The 22,223-nt window shown below is 50.2% G+C and carries 17 protein-coding genes; 13 read left to right on the top strand and 4 right to left on the bottom strand.

Translation table 11 applies throughout. The features are described from left to right. Positions 1–625: 625 nt before the first annotated feature. On the bottom strand, positions 626–4,141 hold the full coding sequence (locus tag AWM70_RS18020) for an endo-1,4-beta-xylanase (protein ID WP_169823473.1): 3,516 nt from the start codon (positions 4,139–4,141) through the stop codon (positions 626–628). A 474-nt stretch (positions 4,142–4,615) separates the two neighbouring features. Between AWM70_RS18020 and AWM70_RS18015 the strand changes: the two genes are divergently transcribed. The 9 genes from AWM70_RS18015 (at position 4,616) to AWM70_RS23545 (ending at position 9,545) form a co-directional block, all read left to right on the top strand. After that, on the top strand, positions 4,616–5,491 hold the full coding sequence (locus AWM70_RS18015) for an AraC family transcriptional regulator (protein ID WP_068698713.1): 876 nt from the start codon (positions 4,616–4,618) through the stop codon (positions 5,489–5,491). A 307-nt stretch (positions 5,492–5,798) separates the two neighbouring features. Then, on the top strand, positions 5,799–5,999 hold the full coding sequence (locus AWM70_RS18010; protein ID WP_068698711.1) for a cold-shock protein: 201 nt from the start codon (positions 5,799–5,801) through the stop codon (positions 5,997–5,999). 101 nt (positions 6,000–6,100) lie between these two features. Next, the gene (locus AWM70_RS22955) at positions 6,101–6,289 is read left to right on the top strand and encodes a cold-inducible protein YdjO-related protein (RefSeq protein ID WP_418303186.1); all 189 of its coding nucleotides are present in this window, start codon (positions 6,101–6,103) and stop codon (positions 6,287–6,289) included. Between the two features lie 171 nt (positions 6,290–6,460). Further along, positions 6,461–6,754: an AbrB/MazE/SpoVT family DNA-binding domain-containing protein gene (locus AWM70_RS18005; RefSeq protein WP_068698709.1), complete on the top strand. Its 294-nt coding sequence runs from the start codon at positions 6,461–6,463 to the stop codon at positions 6,752–6,754. A 4-nt stretch (positions 6,755–6,758) separates the two neighbouring features. Continuing rightward, a complete protein-coding gene (locus AWM70_RS18000) occupies positions 6,759–7,151 on the top strand; it encodes a type II toxin-antitoxin system death-on-curing family toxin (protein WP_068698707.1) in 393 nt (130 codons plus the stop codon). A 168-nt stretch (positions 7,152–7,319) separates the two neighbouring features. Continuing rightward, positions 7,320–7,868 (top strand): RNA polymerase sigma factor, encoded by a 549-nt coding sequence (locus tag AWM70_RS17995; protein WP_068698705.1) that lies wholly within the window; start codon positions 7,320–7,322, stop codon positions 7,866–7,868. Next, a complete protein-coding gene (locus AWM70_RS17990) occupies positions 7,855–8,610 on the top strand; it encodes a hypothetical protein (RefSeq protein WP_068698703.1) in 756 nt (251 codons plus the stop codon). Before AWM70_RS17995 ends, AWM70_RS17990 begins: the two co-directional genes overlap by 14 nt. A 119-nt stretch (positions 8,611–8,729) precedes the next feature. Next, positions 8,730–9,341, top strand: a complete 612-nt coding sequence (locus tag AWM70_RS17985) for a methyl-accepting chemotaxis protein (RefSeq protein ID WP_083180407.1) — start codon at positions 8,730–8,732, stop codon at positions 9,339–9,341. A 39-nt stretch (positions 9,342–9,380) separates the two neighbouring features. Beyond that, entirely contained in the window at positions 9,381–9,545 is a 165-nt protein-coding gene (locus tag AWM70_RS23545) for a hypothetical protein (RefSeq protein WP_169823472.1), read from the top strand. A 115-nt stretch (positions 9,546–9,660) separates the two neighbouring features. Here AWM70_RS23545 and AWM70_RS17980 read toward each other — a convergent pair whose 3' ends face one another. Continuing rightward, positions 9,661–13,344: an S-layer homology domain-containing protein gene (locus AWM70_RS17980; RefSeq protein ID WP_169823471.1), complete on the bottom strand. Its 3,684-nt coding sequence runs from the start codon at positions 13,342–13,344 to the stop codon at positions 9,661–9,663. Between the two features lie 229 nt (positions 13,345–13,573). Here AWM70_RS17980 and AWM70_RS17975 point away from each other — a divergent pair, with 229 nt between their 5' ends. The 3 genes from AWM70_RS17975 to AWM70_RS17965 all read left to right on the top strand — a co-directional run bounded on the left by AWM70_RS17975 (position 13,574) and on the right by AWM70_RS17965 (position 19,265). Continuing rightward, positions 13,574–15,793, top strand: a complete 2,220-nt coding sequence (locus tag AWM70_RS17975; RefSeq protein WP_068698700.1) for a bacterio-opsin activator — start codon at positions 13,574–13,576, stop codon at positions 15,791–15,793. Positions 15,794–15,942: 149 nt separating this feature from the next. Further along, a complete protein-coding gene (locus AWM70_RS17970; RefSeq protein ID WP_068698698.1) occupies positions 15,943–16,671 on the top strand; it encodes a GntR family transcriptional regulator in 729 nt (242 codons plus the stop codon). A 179-nt stretch (positions 16,672–16,850) separates the two neighbouring features. Further along, positions 16,851–19,265 (top strand): phosphoketolase family protein, encoded by a 2,415-nt coding sequence (locus AWM70_RS17965; RefSeq protein WP_068698696.1) that lies wholly within the window; start codon positions 16,851–16,853, stop codon positions 19,263–19,265. 118 nt (positions 19,266–19,383) lie between these two features. On the opposite strand, the gene AWM70_RS17960 is transcribed toward AWM70_RS17965, so the two are convergent. Further along, positions 19,384–20,013, bottom strand: coding sequence for an HD domain-containing protein (locus AWM70_RS17960; RefSeq protein WP_068698694.1), 630 nt, complete (start codon positions 20,011–20,013; stop codon positions 19,384–19,386). Between the two features lie 137 nt (positions 20,014–20,150). On the opposite strand from AWM70_RS17960, the gene AWM70_RS17955 reads away from it, so the two are divergent. Beyond that, complete coding sequence (locus AWM70_RS17955) at positions 20,151–20,918, top strand: hypothetical protein (protein WP_068698692.1); 768 nt, start codon at positions 20,151–20,153, stop codon at positions 20,916–20,918. Between the two features lie 61 nt (positions 20,919–20,979). Here AWM70_RS17955 and AWM70_RS17950 read toward each other — a convergent pair whose 3' ends face one another. Beyond that, a complete protein-coding gene (locus AWM70_RS17950; RefSeq protein ID WP_068698690.1) occupies positions 20,980–22,110 on the bottom strand; it encodes a 5-methyltetrahydropteroyltriglutamate--homocysteine S-methyltransferase in 1,131 nt (376 codons plus the stop codon). Between the last annotated feature and the right edge of the window lie 113 nt (positions 22,111–22,223).

Genomic DNA, 22,223 nt, shown 5'->3' with positions numbered 1-22,223 from the left:
ACGACAGTTGGTTCTAAAGCGTTGGTTGCATAGCTAATGTTTTTAAACCCGGCAAAGCTAACCAAGTTTTAATTCAAGATAATGAGTGGATTTCAGAAGCAACCAAGGATTCGCAACCAGTCAAAGCCATCAAACGTTTTATTGAGCAACTGATGCTTATCTGAACTGTGAACTTAAGTATCGCTTACGATGCTAGCATTGCGGAGCAAGCGTTTAGGTGACCCCAAATCTGTCAATACACCCACAGCGAAGCTCAACCTATGTGGCGTTGCCTTCGGACAGGGGTTCGACTCCCCTCGCCTCCATACTAAAAACCCGCTCACTGAGCGGGTTTTTGCCTTGTCTAAACTCAATTGTAGTCCAAGATAGAGCCCAAACTTTTTGAATTCTGCATTTTTGAGGTCTATTGGGCTTCAACCAGTCGAGCCTCCGTGTTACGTCTGCTCACACTGATTAGCCGTAAAACCTATCGCTGGCTGTTGGTGATTCATGAACTGTACTGTCAGCAGCTTTGATGCTTACAATATGTTGGTTGTCCTCACTGCAACAAAAGGCCCTCCCTTACTCATTGGAGCAAAGGACGGCCTTTTAATTTCAAATGCTATTGACTACCTTACTATATGGCTTACAGGTCAAGTCCCAGGTCAAGCACAATGTTTAGCATCCGTACGATGATTGCTACCGACTGCTCGCGGGTAGCGGTGGCGTTCGGCGCAAACTTGCCGTCGCCGACACCGCTCACGATACCTGCCTGGCTAAGCTGATTGATATAGTTAGCGGCCCAGTTAGTGTCGATATCGGAGAACTTCGTTCCATTAGCTGCGTTCATATTCAGAATACGAGCCAAGATTGCAGCCATTTCGGCGCGAGTAATCTCTTGATCCGGCTTGAAGTTGCCATCACCCGTACCGTTCACGATACCTGCACGATGCAATGCACTAATGTCAGTACTCGCCCAGTGACCGGCCGTATCAGAGAAGGAACCATCCGCTCTTGTCGTGTCAAGACCCAGCGCGCGAACGATCATCGTAGCAAATTCTGCGCGTGTTACTTCTTCAGAACCGCGGAACGTACCATCAGGCTTACCCTGGATAAGACCCAGTTGCGAAGCAAATTGTATTGCCTTAGTAGACCAGCGCGTAGCAGGTACGTCAGAGAAGTTGATTGGCTCGTTCGCTTGCAGTGCTTGTTGCACAGCAGCTTTCACTTGCTTTGCGTCTACAAGTTTACTATCCAACAGCGGCTTCTCCGGAGTTGGTGTCTGTTCTGGAGTTGGGTTCTGCTCTGGAGTTGGCGTCTGCTCTGTAGAACCAGAACCCGCTCCATTGCTGGAGCCCGTCGGAGCGGTGGGGTTGCTTACCGGTGGCGTATACGGGGAAGTGGTATTTGCACCTAAACCTATAATCGTATAGAATGCCGCCTTAGGTCTAAAGCTGTTGTCGAACAGCAAAGGCATACCCGATCCACGCCAGTTTTGAATATCGGCTTTACCCCAGAATGTAACTCGGTCGATATTGGCAGCATATTTCTTGTAAATGGTAAACAGGGTGCCGTACTCATTCGCTTGTTCAGCTAACTTCGCTTCGTCAAGGTGATAGTTGTTGTTGGCTGAGTAAGGAATATCAAGCTCAGAAACACTGACTCTAGCTCCAGCATCAACGAATCTCTTGATAGCTCTTTCTACTTCTTGTGCATTCACGTCCGGCTTGCTATTAATCCAGAAGTGAGATTGCATGCCAACGCCTTCGATCAACTTGCGATCATCATAACGGGAATCTTGCTCCCACTGCGCGTTAAGGTCTTCAACCATTTGAGCAATTTCCTCGTACTTGTAAGTCTCGTTGTAGTCGTTGTAATACAACGTAGCTGTGCTGCCAATTTGGGCCTGAGCTAAGTGTGCGAATACGAACGCATCGTAAATATAATCCGCGCCGCTCTCGCCTTTGCTCGCGTCCGCGCCATTAGTATAAGCTGTAAGCCAAGGCGAACTGCGTAAGCCTGTTCTCCAATCTGTACCGTTGAATTTTGCTGTGTTGTCGTCGAAAGCTTCGTTTACAATGTCCCAGGAAATAAAGTTAGGACTATTGAAATGCTTAATTACGTTGGTAATATAAGTTTCCATATTAGCTTTGGCGGCTGCACGTGTACCAGAATCCCCAGAGTTAATGAAAGCTGGAGTCTGTGAATGCCATACAAGCGTATGCCCGTGGATGGACTGTTTATTCTCTTCAGCCCACTTAACAATTTGATCAGAACCTGCAAAGTTATATTTGCTGAGATCCGGTAAATCGCTTGCCGAAGAGATGTTCTTCAAGAGATTTTCAGGCTTCATCGCATTTTCAGCGGTTACTACGTTGTACTGCTTGTCGTACATGGCAGTAAGTGTTGTATCCGTAGTTTGCTCTGGCTCCATGATGTTGCCGATTTTGAAGTATTTGCTGTAAGCGTCTTTCAGCGAGGGCAGCGACAGATCCCACTTCGGTTCCGGCCATACATAATCGTCTGGCACGAATGTAGAAGCCTCGGCAGCCCAATCTACCAGAACGTTTCCACTATCATCCGTGATCTTAATGCTGTTCAGAATAAAGTCATTACTTCCTGATGTGCCACGAATACCAATGTTACCAATAAGTCCTTGATCAGGTTCGCTGCCGCTCATGGTGAAGTCGATTGCAAAGTCAGTCGCTTCAGCTTTTTCGACACCCGTGTACGAAGCCGGAATTCCGTCAGCCTTTACGCCAACTGCATAGGTGCGGTTAGGATCTGCTGTGACAACTCCATTATCTCCTTGAGTATAACCGCCATTATCATTGCCTGTAATCCAACGTACTCGATATCCAGTTGCCCCTGTGGAAGTCGCGTTGAATGTAAGGTGATATTTCGCATCTTTAACCGGAGTGAAAGCTACTGCGTCGCCAGTAGAGAAAGGCCATACTGAACTGTCGGTACCCAAAATAATGTTAGCGCCTGACCAGCTGTCGCCATTGGATGTCAGCGAAACATGGACACCAGGAACATCTGACAATGATTTAGGAGGCATGGCTGTTCCACCTTTAACTTTAATTACAAGTGTATCAATTATAAATCGGGATAAACCAGGGTCGGCTTGTATTCTAAGCCCCGAGGTTTCGCCTGTATCTGCAGCTGCTGTTCCGCTATAACTTAATGTGAATGTCTCAGCTGCATCAACTGATTTTAAAGTTGTATAGGAAGATGCTGAACCACCTAAAATAATTTGTGCGCCATTAGGAATCGTAACGCTAGCAGGAACATGCCCTGTCAGTTCAACAGTGTAATCAGCGTCAGCTGTTAAGCCGATTGCAGAAGCTTTAATGTCAACGCCATGCCAGCTATCTGTTCTGTTCGAAAGGTCAAGAGATACTGTGCCGTTACCGTTAGAGATCGCGTTGATGGTTAGAGGGCCGGCTTTTTGCAAATAGGTATTTCCACCAGCAGAAACGAGATCAGCAAGCCCGGTATCCTGTTGCAAGTCGTAGGCAGTAACAGCCTCATCAGAAGCCGGAGGTGTGTCGGTAGGAGGTGTTGGGATTGCTGGGGTAGTTCCTGTGGATGTGATCATGATACTGTCGATAACGAACTTATCTAAAGTGCCTTTAGTATCTTGGATCCTTAGGTTGGTTGATTTATCGACATAGCCGCTAAGTGTTGCATAGTCAAAAGTATAATCCAATGTAAACGAATCACCTGCTGCAGCGCTATCCGTAGTCTTTAAATAGTCATAGCCATCATTAGACTTGCCAAGCAGCATTTGATCGTCCTCGTAGCCTGTTGCATCTGCTGGTAGGTGACCTTTTACTTGAAGCTCAAAGGTTGCCCCGCCAATCGCCTTTATTGGGGCGGTCAGAATATCAACGCCGTTATAGTTTGCTGTTCTTCCAGAAATTTCGATTGTTTTTACTCCGTCATTTTCAGTAACGTTAAAGGCATTGTCACCAGATTTTTGCAAGTTATCGGTAGAAGTGAATGCGCCAGCGACAAGCTTGGCATCGCTTTGCATATCGTAGATAACATTTGGGCTGCTTGGATCTGCCGCCCTTGCATTGTGCGTTATTCCAAACTGTGACAAAAATAAGGCAACTGCAAACAACACCATCCAAATCTGCTTAAACCGTTTATTCATGGTGTTACTTCCCCTCCCCAAATATGATCTAGCCTCTCGGTACTTTCCGAGGTTTGCGGCACAAGGATTTTCTTGTACCGCCAACCCTGCCTTCATCCCACTGCTGTTTTGTTGGCTCGACCTCCTGAAGTTTTGTGTAATGTAATCGCATACATAAGCGGTGATAATTTATGTATATCAAAAAAAATGAAGGCTAGCCTTGCAGTATATGCACGACAGATATCAGGTCCTCTCATAAGGGAGCCAAATAAATGGGATGGTGAAATAAACGGAGCATCGAATAAGATTTTGTCCGCATGCGTTGATCCTGCATCCTAAAAAATATAGAATAACACTAAGGACGTAATCGCTTTCAATGGTAAAGATAATCTATTTATCAAAAGAAGAGAAGGATAGCCTTGCCATACATGTACGAGAGTTATCATTTCGCGCAGAAGGGAAATCTAGCCGAATGGATGGGATGAGGTAAAACCTATGAATTCAATGGAACGAATCAATAGTGCGATTGATTATGTTGAAGCCCATATCACAGAGGAAATTGACTTTCAGCAGGTGGCTCGAAGAGCGTACTGCTCGGCATACCATTTTCAACGTATGTTTTCCTATATAACGGATATCTCCATCTCTGAATATATTCGCCGCAGGAGGCTAACGCTGGCCGCGTTCGACTTGCGTGAGGGCGGGGAGAAAGTCATCGATGTAGCTGCCAAGTATCGGTATAAATCACCTGAAGCTTTCTCGCGGGCATTCAAAAGCATGCACGGCATCATGCCCACGCTGGCGCGGAACCCGGGCACGTCGCTCAAGGCCTATCCTAAGCTTTCCTTCCATATGTCTATGGATGGCGATAGCGAGATCAGTTATCGGATCATGCAGAAGCCTGCTTTCGAGGTATGCGGAATTAAAACGGATATCATCGTGGATTCGGAGCGGACGAACGCCCAGATCACTAAGTTCTGGGATGATAATATCGGCAGCGGCGCCGTGGCCCAATTCCATCGTGATATCAGGCTGGACTATAATACTCCGCTTAACGCTGCGCTTTTCAATTATTCGCCGAGGATGTTCTCCTATATGATTTGCTATGATTCGCCTAGCAGTAACGTGCCTCCGGGATACTTCGTGCTGCCTGTTCCGTCACTTACCTGGGCGGTGTTCTTTACCGATAAGCATGCTGGTTCGGAAACCACAAGGGTTGTTCGTCGCTTACGCGAACGGATTTTCCTTGAATGGTTCCCAACGTCCGGCTACACGCAAGCTGAGGGTCCGGAATTTGAGATGTTTAGTCAGGATAAGGGCATTTTTTGTGTGGAGGTATGGATTCCAATTACGAAAGCGGATAGATACTAGACCATGAGTCTTTGAAAAATTTGTGGATTTGAATAGCCACAGGATTGGTTACGGTGCGCTTCGGTATTGCTTTCGATGACAGTCGCATGTCGCATGTTCATGATTAGGTTAAGGGAATCAATCAGCTGGCATTTGCACTAAACTTGCAAAACCGACTCAATCGTGTTATAGTTACTTTATTGGAATTTCGACCTGAACTCACATATTGTAGAGGGTTATGATTTTCATTTATAGCCTTGTACAATATGTGATTTTTTTTTGAAATTTGAAGATCATGTACAAATTAAATATATGGAGGTAATGAATCATGGAAAAAGGAACAGTAAAATGGTTTAACGCAGACAAAGGTTTTGGTTTTATCGAGGTAGAAGGCGGAGACGACGTATTCGTTCACTTCAGCGCTATCGTTGGCGACGGCTTCAAATCGCTGGACGAAGGTCAACGCGTTGAATTTAATGTAGTACAAGGCAACCGCGGCCCGCAAGCCGAGAACGTTGTTAAACTGTAAGACAGTGTGAGAAAGTCCCAACTGGTGTTGGGGCTTTTTTTTCGCTCATTATTCCAGAAGAGAAAGAGGGATGCTACTTGTACTATTCACGGAAAAGACAGATGATCGACCTTCCAGAGGAAATGACAGCGATTTGGTCATGCACCAACGAAAATTGCAACGGATGGATGAGGGACAACTTCGTTTTATTGAATCAACCGATCTGTGGCCAATGCAGCTCGCTTATGGAAAAGAGTGAGAAAATGCTGCCTATTTTAGCCAATACAAGTCCTAACCAGACGAAGCGTTAAATCGAGCGAGGGATCGTTGGAATCAAAAGGGGTACTTTCTACAGATAAATGGACCCATTTTTAAAATGAAAATAATCTGATAAAATATACATACGTTATAACTGTAAATACCGTTATAACGTATGTATATTTTTATGGGTTAGGATCATGCTGTAGGAGGGAAGAAATAGAATGGGTGGTGTGGTTAAAGTGGCAAATGATAAACCTAATAATAACCGTTATACCCGAAAAATAGGAAGAATGGGCAACAGTTTGGGCGTAAGTGTACCTAAAGATCTGGCTGGCAAGCTGAATGTATCACAAGGTGACGAGATTGAATTTATCGAAAATGACCGTGGTGAAATAGTGTTGAGAAAGGCTCACCAAGGCCAGCTTCCTGATCACGTAAGACCAGAGGTGCTTGAGGCCTTTTTTGATGTTTTTGAAGAAGATACCGGCATTCTTGAAGACTTAAGGGACCGATAATAATATGACGACCTTTCTTACCAAGGAAGAGGTTATTTCAGCACATTATTTCATAATGACAAGAATGAATGACGCAGAGCAGGCGGGGGTCAAGGATCACGGCTTGCTGGAATCTGCGGTACATAGACCACAGCAAAGCATTTTTGGAGAAGATGCTTATCCGACTTTATTTGAGAAAGCTGCAGCTTTGCTTGAATCCCTCGTAAAAAATCATTGCTTCCATAACGGAAATAAGCGGACGGCCTACCTGGTAACAAAGTCATTTTTGATGTTAAACGGCTATCATATGAGAATGGAACGTAGATTTGCAGTAGAATTTATCGTGGACATTGCGAAAAGACTTCACTCGTTTGAGGAAATCACCTCTATTCTGAAAGAACATGGCGAGGAATGGTGAGCCTTAACCCCCATTCATCCAAGGAATCGAATCAGCTTTTGCGTCCCTATATCCTTCCACTCATCAAGAGACACTCACCAAGAGTGTCTCTTTTATTAATCTGTGGATAATCCCAGTTCCACAATGAACCCAAGCAGGCCTTAAGTTGTCTATTTGAATGAGGTGAGGATGTTGAACGAGGATTATATGAAGCACCTGGCCAATATGGACACAAATACACTTGAACATCTGATGGATCATTTTGGGCAGGATATTTGGAATTTTGCTTATTCCCTGACCAAAAATCGAAGTATGGCTGATGATATTGCCCAGGATGTCTTTCTGCAGGCTTTTTTGAACATAGCTTCGTTTCGGGGAGAAGCTTCCGTAAAGACTTGGCTGCTGCGGATTACGAGAAATGTTAGCTACAACTACCGGAAGTCGGCTTTTTTTCGCAGAGTTCTGCTGGTTGACGTGATTCGGTCCAGGGGACAGGGGAATTCAGCGGAGCAATCTTATCTAGAGCATGAGGCTACGAATGAGGTTTGGAGGAAATTACTCAGTCTGCCCACGAAATATCGGGAGGTTCTTCTGCTGCAAGCGAAATATGGACTTTCTTTGGCTGAAATGGCTCACATTCTCCAAATTCCGGAGGGAACCGTGAAGTCTAGATTATATACGGCGCGCAAGAAGATGTTCAGCTTATTAAAGGAGGACTACTGCTATGAAACCGTCTGAACCGGCATGGTACGAGGAACTGGAGGACAATCCGCTGCGTTCGGCAGCTTTTACCCAGGAATTGAAAGAGAAAATCAAAAGCAAGGCTTTAGCTTCCACCAATCAGAAGAAACGGCAAGGCTTTGGCCGATCAGGTATAGTCGGACTTTCCGTGATTCTGGCAGGCGCGGCAGTGACCATTTTGCTAATGAAACACCCTCTTCCAGGTGTACAGGAGCGCCTTCATGCTAGTCAAAGCCAGACTGCTGTGACGGATCTTTATTGGCAGAACGCCCTTGATGCGGCACATCCGGATACACGTAATCAAGTTTTGCTCAAGCAGAGTCTTGAAGACAACAGGATGCTGATATTTAGCAGAAGGGTTCACGAAATGGACGGGTCCCGTACCTTGCTGCTGGAGGTAGATGAATATGAATACACTAAAGAATCGAAGGAGTGGTCCCCGCTGCAGCAAGCTTCGGTTTCTTTTGAATACAATTCCAGTGAACCTGCCAAGAAGCCTTTACAAAGCGGCTGGCTTGAATTGGAACATACTCCGGTGTTCTTCGGGGTGATTAAGGACTCACGGATTCAGCAAATCCAGGTGTCCGATCATTTGAACCATCTTTATCCGGCCAAGTTGATCAAAAGTGAAGATGGAGACACCTATTGGTTTGTGAACCTGCCCGCCAAAGCGGATCACTACAACGTAGTGGGCCTGGACAAAGAAGGAAACCGCCTATCAAGCGAAGCTTTTCGCTAATCCCTGCTGTCTTTAAACGATTTTATGGAATAATGAAATTCTATTGATTTTAACAAAAAAATTTCCGATAGTTTATATAACAGGAAATTTTTCATCAAATATATTGGGGGATTTACACCATGACGATTACATCCTTAGAGCAACTGATTGCGATGGTCCCTGTATTCAAACAAGCGATTCCCGTTGAGTTATCCATTGCAGTTTGTGACAAGGAGAGATTTATAGCTTACTGGCCAGGCGAGAATATCCAGCTTCCTATTAGAGCTGGACAGCTACTGCATGAGGAAGAACCGCTGACCCAGGTGATTAAAGGGGGTGCCCCTATCAAGGCCGATGTCCCTGCCGAATTTTACGGGTTTGAGTTTACGGGTACGGCCACCCCTCTTCATGATCCGGAGGGACAGGTGGTTGGAGGCATAGCGGTTCAGGTGCGGAAGCAAAGAGAGCTAATGGACATTTCCGGTCAAATATCCAGCGCCCTTTCACAAGCGAGCAACGAGCTTAATATTGTGGCTAGCGGATCAAATACACTGGCCGACCATACAGAACAGCTGCTTGATTTGGCGAAAGAAACGGTCGTGCAGCTCAATAAGACGGACGAAATCATTAAGATTGTAAAAAATGTAGCCGACCAAACCAATCTGCTTGGCATTAACGCAGCTATCGAAGCGGCACATGCCGGGGATGCAGGCAGAGGTTTCGGCATCGTAGCCGGTGAAATCCGCAAGTAATCCCATACTACGGTTGACTCCACGAAAGAGGTTCAAGAGGTGCTCAAGAACTTCAGGGAAGCCACGAACCGGATTGAAACCTCGATTGAGCAAATCACGAAAGTGGTGAACGAGCAGGCGGCCTCGTCGCAGCAAATTTCAACGTTCATCGAAGAAATCCACCAAATGTCGGAGAAATTAAACCTGTACGCCAAGAAGCTTTAGCGCGGCTGTTTTTTTTCTCTGTATCCTAGTTCGGCAGCTTAGTCAAAAGTAGTCAAGAGAACCCGAAAAGAGCCGCTTGGAAACACGGCTCTTTTCAGGTTTGTTATGCTGCTATTTAGTTGCTTGGGGGATTGATAAATCCCAGTGCTTCAAGCATCCTGCTCAAAACGGCAGCACATTCGGCACGGGTGGCATACGCTTTTGGCTCAAAGAATCCGGAAGTATTGCCTAACAGGATTTGTGCCGCAGACAGTTCGGCTGCCGAAGCCTGTGCCCAGCTTGAAATGGCGGCAGCATCTGAAAAAGGCACAGCCATGCGGGCTGTATCCAGACTAAATGGACCCGAGTCCGCCCCCCTGCTGGTGCCGGCAAAGTGTATGGCCCGGACGATCATGACGGCCAGCTGCTCGCGGTTGACGAGGTTGTCTGGTCCAAATGTCTCATCGCTGTAGCCGGTAATGATACCGGATTTTGCGGCTGTTTTTACAGCTCCGGCATACCAGGCCTGCGGCAGCACATCTGAAAATAGCAGGTCATTAGAGTCGCCCAATCCTCTGTCCATATCTAGTTCGCTGTTGGAATAAACGTCTGGCTTGCTGTCTTGACCATCATTATTTTCAAACCTGCCGGTTGCAGGTCCAGCAAATCCAAGGGCGTTTACGAGCATATTGGCAAACTCGCCACGTGTCACCGGTCTGTCCGGTGCAAAGGTCGTGGAGGTTAAGCCGTCCACAATAAACTTATTCGCTAGCCGCTTGATGTCCGGCCCGGCCCAGTGGCCTGTGATGTCGGTAAAGTCGCGCTTGCCCTGGACGACGGCGTAAAGGCTGTTGTGCGGCGAATAAAAGACAGCCTTGGCTGCAGCGTTGTCCGTTTGAAAGACAGAAGGAATAAAATGAGGCTGGTTATAGTCATCCATCCAGACCACGGTGGAGGTCTCCGGATCAACCGGTCCTGTCAAACCAGTGGGAGTCGCCAAATCAGCTGGATCGGCCAGGTCACCGGAATTAATCAGGGAAATTGCCCTTTCTGTATAAAGATCCTTAGGCCCTGTCCATTCGGCATTGTCTACATTAAGCGAGAACTCTGCAGGGTCAGCCAGCAGGCGGAAGCCCTTGGCGGACAAGGAAGCGTTCAGCACCCGGATTGTGGCCGCGGCCGCTTTGCCTATGGCTATTGTCTTTACCTTGCCCGAAGGAGCATCCTCCCAAAGATTTAACGGGAGAAGGTACTCCAATCGGTTAAACCGGATAAGCAGTTTAGAGCCTGGCTGCTTCCCTAACAGACTGTCCAGCGCTGAGGAAGGCAGATCCACCTTTAACAGCTCATCGTCAGCCTCAGCCTCCAGAACAGCGGTTTCGTCCGAAGCGAACAGCTTCTGCAGCAACGAATCGTTCAGTGTTAAACGGATCACGGATCGGCCGTCAGAAGCCGTTTCCTTCGTAGCCGGCAAAGCAGTTGGCAGGCCGTTTATTTGCACAAGCAAAGTCGGAGCCACGGGTGCCATAGGCGGGATGCCTGAACCGCCTGAAGGAGAGCTTGGTGGTCCATCACCTCCGCTGCCGGGGTTATTTCCGGGGGGATTCCCGCCCGGCTCCTCGGGAGCGACGGGCTCAAGCGTAATCCGTCCGATATCGATGGTTTCACCAGCCGTAACACTAACCGGTATTTCCTTGCTTACGTAGCCGTCGGCGGAAATGATAAGCATTTGGCTTCCTTCCGGTACGTCATTCAGCATGAAAGCACCATTTATGCCGGAAGTCGTCTGTCCCCCGCTTGTCCGGCCAAGCTTTATGGTTGCTCCTTCCAGCGGAAACTCAGCGGCAAGGCGGCCAGCGTTGGCTGGGGCCATAACCGCATTTCCTGTAGTGTCTGTAACATTTTCACTGAGCGTACTGTCGTCACTGAGAGCACGCTCAGACAACCCGTACACACTGCCGGTTACCGTTCCGGCAGTTTCCCGCGGCTGGATGGTGACGGTAGTCTGAGCGTGGTAACCGCCGTCCTCTGTGGTCACCGTGATCCAGACCTTACCGGCTGCGTAAGGTGTTATCCGGCCAAAGGGGTCGACGAAGGCTTTGGTTGAATCGCTGGAAGTCCAGCTTACCGACTTATTAGAGGCATCGTCAGGCTGAATCAAGGCCGTAAGCTGTACCGGCTCCTGGCCTTCTATTAGCGTCAGCTCCTCAGGCTCCAGACTTACACCTGTTACGGCGATCCTGCTTTGGATCTGATCCGCAGTCAGCTGAAGGCTGCTCCAAGCCTCTATTTGCCGGTTGTCATCTAGTTGATAGAAGGTGATGTACTGACCGGGAGAGACGTTTGTGATATCGCTCCCCATCGTATATGAGACTGCATCAGCAGGCATGCTGACGCCAACGAGCGGTCGTTCCGGCCGGGTATCAGCCTCAGTCAGGCTGTAGGCAAAATGAATTTCATCAGCCGGGGAATCTACAACCGCTTTGACCGCACCCATGGCATGACCAGGCTCAACCACTAAACCCGCTATATCTGGAGCAGGCTGCCCGACATTTAGGTTCAATATCGTATGAGCGCTGTTAAGAGCGGCGTCGGTTACTGTGATATCGACACTGAAGAGGCCCTGCTCAGCGGGCGTGCCATGCAGGAAGCCGGTATCCGCATCAAGCACCAGGCCGTCAGGGAGCCCGGTGGCGCTCCAGCTCAATCCGCCTGCTGCACCGGCAAAAGCTTCGAGCTGAAGCGAATAAGCGGTGCCTGATAAAGCATCGGGCAGTTCCTCTGTTAAGATTTCAGGCCGGAGGTACGGGTACCCGCCGTTCACACTGGAGCTGTTTGGCATGGCCCAGGTTCCTTCAAAATCCCAGCCGGTATAAGTAGACTGCTGCTGCATTTCCGCAGTTGCTTTGGGAGCTGCACCGCTCCCTTCATCCAAATGCCCAAAAACCACGGAATCAAAATAAGAACGGGAACTAGCCGGACCGCTGGGCGCATCCGCCGCTAATCCGCCGAGAAGCTGGTAATAAAAAGTATCTAAATTAGCGGTGTCTATAGAACTGGCCGCAAAGCTATCGGCAATGCTTCCGTAGATCAGAAATGAAGTTAGACCGCCGGCTCTAATAAAGGAATAACTGTTAGGTGCCTGTTGAACAAACAGAGCCCCTATCGAATAAGAATCGCTTATTTCTCCGCTGCCCTGAGAGCCTACAAGTCCGCCGCCATAAACGTTTGATGCATAACCGGTGGTTATGGAGGCCGCCGAATAAGAGCGGGTGATGGAAGAATTGACCGAAGCGCCTACCAATCCTCCTGCGACGGAAAGGTTCGTTAAATCCGGTACACCTGTACTGGGGCGGCCTTTAACGCTCCCTAGCGTATAGGAGTGGTCGATCTTTCCGCCATTCAGGTATCCGGCGATCCCACCCGTATTTTCGCCGTCGGCGACTTGGACTTCTAAGCCAAGATTTTTGACCGTACCCGAAACCTCGCCGAAGAAGCCCACATTGTCCAGGCCGGCACCCGAAATGGATATACCGGAGATAAGATGGCCCCTGCCGTCGAACGTACCGCTGAAAGGCAGGGCAAGGTTCCCGCCTAGCGGAATCCAGTCATAGCCGGATAATTGAATATCGTTTGCCAGGCGAAGCTTCTGGTCCAAATAACCGGCCTGGTGCTGATCGACATAAAGGAGCTGATCCGTGTTTGAGATTGTAACCCAGCCGTTTACAACGGGCGGAGCATCTTGAGACCCGTCTGCCAGCACCAGCGAGGCTCCTCCAAAATTGTCGGCTGCCGACAAAAATAATGTCAATGCCAGCATCGAAATCCAAAAGGGCTTTAAACCGATTGCGCGTTTTTGGGTTCTTAAACCTGCTATTCTGTTTAGGTCTATCATTTTCCAGCTCCCTTTTAACTTGTAAATGGTTATCTAAATGAAATTCCTCCGCTCTATTTCCCCATTTTAGTATTAAAATAGAGATAAGCTTGTTTCATAAATGTTTCAATTTTAAGATATTGAGAATGATTCTGAATTTAGGGAGCGAAAGAAAGTGGAATTAGAGAGGACAGACCGCGAGACCCCACTCCGCCCGCCGGTAGTTGGTCTTTCAAGAGAGTGCGCAGCGCTTCATGACTGGCTGGGGGATGCCCAGGCGGAAACTCGGATTGTTTCAGTGTCAGGCATCGGCGGAATCGGTAAAACCACATTACTGCTGGAATTCTCCCGAATAGCAAGGAAGGCTTCCGTTCCGACCTTTTGGCTGGATGGGCAAAGTGAATGTGCCACCTCCGGAGCGTTCCTGACGAGTATGGAAATGATTTTGGAGAGTGAACACGGGAGAAAACGCAAGCCGGACGTCCCTCTTTTCTCTTATGTCATAGATGAGCTGTCCCGCAGCCGGACCGTGCTGCTGATCGACAATGCCGAAGGCTCCGAACGGCTGGACGGCTGGTTTCTTTCCAGCTTTCTGCCCCAGCTGGAATCGGCGGGAGCCCGGGTGTTAATCGTATTTGCCTGCCGCACCGGACTCTCGCTCCAATGGCAGACGAACCCTCGCTGGGGAAGCCGGCTGGATCAGTTTAACCTTCAGCTGTTCACACGCGGACAGGTGCATGAATATTTGGCGGGCTCCGGCTTAGAAGAGCATATCCGTATGGATATCTCACAGAAGACGGAAGGCCATCCGCTGCTACTTGTACTGACCGTGGAGTGGGCCAGACGTGTGAAAGCGAAGGCGGAAGAGGGGGAGGAGCCGGAGGGAGATTCGGCAGCGCCTTATGAAATTCCTTCGATTCTAAGCGCCGATCTGCTGCGCGAAGCGACTTCTCCGGAATTATACCCGGCGCTGGTTGTCCTTTCGCTGCTGCCTGCGGCGGATCAGTCGCTGCTGAGCAGCCTGCTGGAGCGTCAGATGGATACGGCAGCTTATTACGAGCTTGGCCAGCTGTCGTTCGTCCGCCGGACTCCCGAGGGCCTTGCCCTGCATCACGTGGTATCCCGGCTGCTGCGGGAGGATTATGCCCAGCGTTGGGCGGATGCCTTCCAGTTGCTGCGGAATCGGGTGTTTACCGTGCTGGCCGAGCGGTTTCAAACGGCAGGCAAACGGCAGCAAATGCGGATTGCCGCCCACGTGCTGGAGCTGTACCGCGAGTTTCTGCCGGCCGCACATGCGTATGCGCATTTCTCCTCCCAGCTGCGGGTGCCGGAGCCTTCCCCGTTCCAGCCTGAGGATCTGCCTGAACTGCAGCGGTTTATGGCGGCTTCCGTTGCCCAGTCCGACTGGCAGTCGGAGTTGGTCCGGCCGGAGGATTACCCGGCGCTGCTGGAGGATATCGCGGAGCACAGCCCGGAGGGTATCCGGGTTGTTCGCAGCGACGCGAGAACGCCGCTGGCTTTCAGCGCCGGTTTGTGGCTCCATGCCGGGACTATGCCGCTGCTAAAGCGATATGCTCCGGGGTGGGAGCGGGTGCTTGGCGGGGAAGCAGACCGGCTGAATGAGCTGGAGCCTGAAACAGCGGATACCCTGTTTGTACTGCTCGCTGCCGTCGATGTTACGCAGCCGTTGTACCGTCCGGAAGAGCTTGGGGCCCTGCTGATGCAGCAGTGGCTGGTCTTTATGACCGGCGGTCTGCGCGGGATTTTGGTGACAGCCGATCCACAGCTGAATACGCTGCTGCCGTTTATGGGCTTCCAGGAGCGGACCGCTTTACCGGCAGATTTACCGTTATGGCCGGAACCCGAAACGTTTGCCGCCTCTAGAGAACAGAGCCCGTCTCCTGAGCCAAAAGCCCAGGCGGACACACCCCCATGGCAAATATGGGAGCTGGATTTTCGGCATACCTCGTTTGACGCATGGGTGCAGAGGATTATTTGGCAAACGGGAGAAGCAGCCGCAGCTTCAATGCCAGCCTCTTTTAGCTTAGACGAACACGTTGTGCAGCAAATTCTACAGCAATTGTTTGATGTTCATCTGCTGAACCAGCATCCGGTCATCCGTATGTTTGGCCTTACAGGCGCCTTCATCCAGGCGCAGATTCATCAGATCCTAACGGACGAGCGGCCCCTTCAGCCGCTGACACCGCTGGAACAGCAGATTTTACGAGAAACGTACCTGCATCGCGGACGGAACAAAAACCAGCTGGCTGACTTGTTTCATATGAGCCGGACAACCTTTTACCGTCATTCCCGGACGGCCGTCCGGCATTTGGCTTTTGCGCTGGAACGTTTGCTGGACCCGGCGCAGGCGGAAAAGCCTCTAAAGCCTCTATAGACTCTAAAGACTACTAGGCAGCACGGCCGGACAGGTCGTGGGTTCGCTCACATTCATCCGTTCCTCGTTATGGTATAGTAGGGCTGCATTGGACGGGCCAACGCGCATCCGAGAAGCCGAGAGCTGACGAAACGAAGAAGGAGTAGGCCATGACTCAGTTTGTGTACAAGCAAATTATGGATGATCTTAAATCAAAAATATTGGCAGGCCAGTTCCCGGACATGCGTCTGCCGGATGAGCGGAGTCTCAGCGAGCATTACCGGGTGAGTCGGAGCTCCGTGAAACGGGCGCTTGCCCGAATGGAACATGCCGGACTTATTTTTAAGAAACAGGGTTCAGGCACCTTTATTAATCCGTTGTACATCAAGAACGAATCGATCTTCAATTACGAGGGCTCCAATCTGGGCGTCACCGACAATTTCCAGATGCACGGGCAGAAGCCGAAGGTGAAGGTGATCAGCTTTGAAGTGATCCTTCCTACGGAAGAACTGCAGAGGGATTTGTTCCTGGGGCCTCATGACTTCGTGTATAAAATCGTCCGCCTCCGGTTATTTGAGGAAGATCCGTTTATGATTGAGACAGGCTACATTCCGATCAAGATCGTGCAGAATCTGAACCTGGCCATCATTGAAGGATCGATTTTTAATTACTTGGAGGAAGCGCACAATCTGGCGGTCACCAAATCGTTTTTGTCCGTGTTCGCCGAGCCCTCCGAGCCTGCCGACCAGGAACTGCTTCATTTAAAGCCGCATGAGCCGGTCGGCGTTATGGAGGGGATTTTTTTTCTGGACAACGGGACGCCTTTCGAATTCTCCCATATGCGGTTCCATTATCAGTACATGAAATTCAATAGCTTTGTATCGGTTCAGGAGCGGTAGGGAAGACTGAGGATCAGCGGATGCTGGTCTTCTTTTTGTTTCCTTCGGAGGTTGAGTTCTAAATTTCATACTATGTTCACTTTTTCACAAAATTGGACCGTATCATTTTTCAAAAAGGTTGTTATGATGTAACTATAAGTGAAATTATTCACAATATTAGAGATAAAGGAGTGGGTGAAATGTTAGTTACCGATACCAAGGTGGATTATTCGTCCCAAGAATACCTGGACAAATTGGATGCATTTTGGCGGGCGGCCAATTATATCTCGGTGGGACAGCTTTATTTGAAAAGCAACCCTTTGCTCCGCGAACCGCTTAAAGCCGAGGATATCAAAGTGAAACCGATTGGACACTGGGGTACGATTCCGGGCCAAAACTTTATTTATGCTCATTTAAATCGGGTGATCAACAAATATGACTTGAATATGTTTTACATTGAAGGACCGGGCCACGGCGGCCAGGTTATGGTGTCCAATTCGTATCTGGACGGCAGCTACACGGAAATTTATCCCCAAATTACGCAGGATATCCCGGGGATGACGAAGCTCTTCAAGCAGTTCTCCTTCCCGGGCGGGATCGCTTCCCACGCGGCACCGGAAACGCCGGGTTCCATTCATGAAGGAGGAGAGCTTGGATACTCTTTATCCCACGGTACGGGGGCCATTCTGGATAATCCTGACCTGATTGCGGCTGTGGTTGTGGGTGACGGTGAAGCCGAGACGGGCCCGCTGGCCGCTTCCTGGTTCTCGAACCGCTTCATTAACCCGATCACCGACGGTGCCGTGCTGCCGATTTTGCATTTGAACGGCTTTAAGATCAGCAACCCGACGCTGCTGTCGCGGATGAGCAAAGAAGAGCTGACCGCTTATTTCAAAGGTTACGGCTGGGAGCCTTATTTCGTGGAAGGCAGCGAACCGGCGCACATGCATCCTGCTATGGCGGAAACGTTGGATGCGATTGTGGAACGCATTGGTGCTATTCAAAGCTATGCGCGTGAAAATAACGACTCCGCACGCCCGGCTTGGCCGATGCTGGTATTCCGTTCCCCTAAAGGCTGGACCGGTCCTAAAGAGTGGGATCAGGTGCCGAATGAAAACTCCTTCCGTGCCCACCAGGTACCGATCCCGGTGGATCAGAAGCATATGGAGCATGCAGATGCCCTGCTGCAGTGGCTGAACAGCTATAGACCGGAAGAGCTGTTTGATGAAAAGGGCCGTCTGCACGCCGAAATCGCCGAGCTCGCGCCAAAAGGAGACAGACGGATGGCGATGAATCCGGTGACCAATGCCGGCAAGCGGATCAAAGACCTGAAGCTGCCGGACTTCCGCAAATACGCGCTGGACAACAGCGAGCCCGGCAAGCAGACCGCCCAGGACATGTCCGTGCTGGGCAAATACCTCAAAGAAGTCATTGAGCTGAACGAAACGAGCAAAAACTTCCGCATCTTCGGACCGGATGAAACGATGTCCAACCGTTTGGCGCCTGTCTTTGAAGCTACAAAACGCCAGTGGCTGGAGAAAATCATGGAGCCGAACGACGAATTTATGGCTTCCTATGGCCGCGTTATCGATTCCCAGTTGTCCGAACATCAGGCGGAAGGCTTGCTGGAAGGATACGTGCTGACCGGACGCCACGGATTTTTTGCCAGCTATGAAGCGTTCCTGCGGGTCGTGGACTCCATGATTACGCAGCATTTCAAATGGCTGCGCAAAGCAACGGAGCAAAGCTGGCGCGCCGATATTCCGTCCCTCAACATTGTGGCGACCTCGACGGTGTTCCAGCAGGACCACAATGGGTATACGCACCAGGATCCAGGCCTGCTCGGGCACCTGGCCGACAAGAAACCGGAATTCATCCGCGAGTATTTGCCGGCTGACGCCAACACTTTGCTGGCTGTGTTCGATAAAGTGCTTAACGACCGTCAGAAGATCAACCTGATCGTGTCGTCCAAACATCCGCGTCCGCAGTTCTTCTCGGCAGATGAAGCGCAGGAGCTGGTGGATAACGGCCTCAAAATCATCGATTGGGCCAGCACGGACCAAGGCGGGGAGCCGGACCTGGTGATGGCGTCCTCCGGCACCGAGCCAACCATTGAAAGCCTGGCGGCGATCTCCATGCTGCACGAGAAGCTGCCGCAGCTGAAGATCCGTTATATCAACGTGGTTGATCTGCTTAAGCTGAGAAGCCGGAAGCTTGATCCGCGGGGATTGTCCGATGAGGAGTTCGACCGTTATTTTACAGCCGATAAACCGGTGATTTTCGCTTTCCATGGTTATGAAGGGCTCATCAAAGATCTGTTCTTTGAACGTCACAACCATCATCTGCACGTTCACGGCTACCGTGAAAACGGCGACATCACCACCCCATTCGACATGCGCGTGCTCAACCAGATGGACCGCTTTGATCTGGTGAAGGAAGCTGTATTGAGCCTTCCTGAAGCCGGACAATATGCTGCTATCGTGAAAGAAATGGAACAGATGTTAGAGAAACATCATCAATATATCCGCGAAGAAGGCGTCGACCTGCCGGAAGTGGACAGCTGGGTTTGGAAAGGCGTGAAATCATCCATCCAAGGGGCGGGAACACGGAGGTGAAGGTCGGTTCTCATTCCAATAGAAAGCCAGCCTGTCCGAGGCTGGCTTTTTGTTTCTTTTCAAATAAAATAGATTTGCGAATCAAGAGGGGGATTAAAAGGAGGGGCATAAGGGGAGGTTAAGACGCCAACGCGTCTTTGGTAATCTGCTCAATATCGATAGGGGATCGTGAGCCTTCGCTGACCAGGTCAGGCAGAATCTGTTCCAGAAAATAATCCACGCAGTGCAGCTGGATGCCTTTGATTTTGATCAGGGCGCTCCGGTACATAAATACAAATTCTTTCTCCGTGTTTCCTTTTTGCAGCTCGGCGAAGGCTTCGTAGATCTGGTCGAGTTTATCGGCAACCTCTAGGATTCGGCCTTCTACGGAATCGTCTTTGCCTTCCCGCAGCTGTCTGCGAAAGATCGGTTTGAATTCCTCCGGAATATGCCCGTCAATAAAATGCGCAACCATACCTTCCTCCACCTGCTGCAGCATGGCGCGGAGCTCGAGTGAGTAGTGTTTCACAGGGGTTTTGATATCCCCGATAAAAATTTCCCCGTAATCATGACTGCTCGTGATTTCATACAGCTTCTTCCAGTTCACGAGGACGCCGTGACTTTCTTCAATATCGGCCAAGGTTTTGGCGTATTGCACGACTTTCCAGGAATGCTCGGCAACGCTGTGCTCCTGAAACTTGAATTTACCGGGACATCGGATGATTCGCTCTAAATCGGTTAACGATTGGAAGTAGGTGTGTATCCCCATCTTAAAGTTCCTTTCCTTGTTGAATGAAATGTAGTGCTGTATACGTAGTATAAGCTTTATTTGTTATTGGACCGTTAACTCTACCAGGTAATTATTTCCGAGCGGTCCCGATCGAAAGGAGAGAGGAGAAGCAAAGCATGTTGTACGCAGCAGCTTTTTCAGCATACAAACCTTATATTCGCCAGCTTCCTTCCCGGCCCCTTACCAAAGCCGATCTGCTCCATGAGCGCTTCCTGCTGGCCGAATCTGGGCCTGTATCCATGTATTATGCGCCGCATAACGAAATCGTTAACCCGCACGCGCAGATTCTTATCGCAGGCTTAACGCCCGGCTGGAGCCAGATGAAGCTGGCTTTTGAAACGGCGAGGGATAGTTTGCAGCGGAATCAGGGGCCGGAGCTTAGGGATGAAGACATTCTTCAGCAAGCTAAGAAGGCTGCCCGCTTTGCCGGTCCCATGCGGAACAATATCATCCGGATGCTGGATACCCTAGACCTGCCGGCGCCGCTCGGCTTGTCTTCCGCTCAGCTGTTGTTTGAGGGGAGTCAGCAGCTTATGCATACCACCTCCGTCCTGCGTTATCCAGTGTTTGCCCGCGGCCATAATTACACGGGAAGCAGGCCGGATTTGCTGTCGTCCGATTTCCTCAGGGACTTTGCCGTAAATTCTATCCAAGAGGAACTCGGTTCCCTGGACGCTTGCGGCGGCTTTCACCGTGTGCTCGTCATTCCGCTGGGCAAAGCAGTTGAAGGGATTTGCCGGGTGCTGGTACAGAAGGGTATCCTCCGGGAGGAGCAATGTCTATGGGGATTCCCGCATCCGTCAGGGGCGAACGGCCACCGGGTCCGGCAATTTAATGAGCAAAGGGGTTCTATGAGAGAGATCATAAGAGCCTATTTCCGCTGAAAAATAAGACCAGCCGTCTGCCCGATCCGGGCTGACGGCTGGTCTGGCCTTCGGCTGCTGATTAACCCTTCCACACGTCCCGGGCAATTTCCACGACATGGCGGAGTTTGGCCCACTGCTGTTCTTCGGTCAGCAGGTTGCCTTCTTCGGTGGAGGCAAATCCGCACTGCGGGCTGAGGCACAGCTGATCCAGACTTACGATCCTGGAAGCTTCCTCGATCCGGCGTTTGATCTCGTCAGCTTGCTCCAGTTCTCCAAATTTGGAGGTAATCAGCCCAAGCACGATCGACAGATCCGGACGGTTCACGTAACGCAGGGGTTCGAAACCGCCGGCCCGGTCGCTGTCATATTCGAGGAAAAATCCGTCAATGTTCAATCCGCCAAACAGCGTCTCGGCCACCGGCTCATAACCGCCTGAGGAAATCCAGGTAGAGCGGAAGTTGCCGCGGCAGATATGCATGGTGATCTTGAGATCATCCGGACGACCGCTAACGGCGTCGTTGATCGTTTGTGCGTAACGGGCAGACAGCTCGTCCGGATTGAGGCCGCGGGCGCGAAGCTGTTCCTTCTGCTCCTCCGAGCACAGGTATGCCCAGGCCGTATCATCCAGCTGCAAATAACGACAGCCGGCGTCATAGAAGGCTTGTAGCGCCTGCTTATAGGCGGCGGCCAGGTCATGGAAGAACTCATCCTGATCCCCGTAAACCTTCGGATCAATCGTGCCGCGGAAATGCAGCATGCTTGGGCTTGGAATCGTCATCTTGGCTGTGTGGCTGCCGGCAATGCTATGTAAGAACTTGTAATCCTCCAGCATCGGGTGGGCGGAGAAGCCAAGTTTGCCATTGACCAGAATAGAATGGGCTTTGGTTTGGGTCTGCTGGAACTGGATACCGCTCTCCGCTTCATAGCCGGTCACGCCGTCCAGATGCTCCAGAAAATCGAAATGCCAGTAAGCGCGGCGGAACTCGCCGTCTGTCACGGCCTGCAAGCCTACCTCTTTCTGCTTCTCTACAATACGAGCAATTTCTTCGTTCTCGATCAGGCGCAGCTGTTCGGCAGACAAGCTGCCTGCGGCCTTTTGCTGGCGGGCCTGTTTGATTCGGTCAGTTCTCAGCAGGCTCCCGACCTGATCGGCGCGAAATGGAGGGGCCAAACGCGGTCCGGTGGATGGGGTTTGGTTAGATTCGCTCATTTGAATATATCTCCATTCTTAAGGAATTTTTTAATTGTTAGCTTATCAAATGAGAGGGTTGAAGTAAACGCGGTTTGCTCATTTTGCCAGGCCAATCAAATGGTGATAAGGTA

Source organism: Paenibacillus yonginensis (genome assembly GCF_001685395.1).
In the GTDB taxonomy this organism is placed as follows: domain Bacteria; phylum Bacillota; class Bacilli; order Paenibacillales; family Paenibacillaceae; genus Fontibacillus; species Fontibacillus yonginensis.
This window is presented reverse-complemented; position numbering and strand designations above follow the sequence as displayed.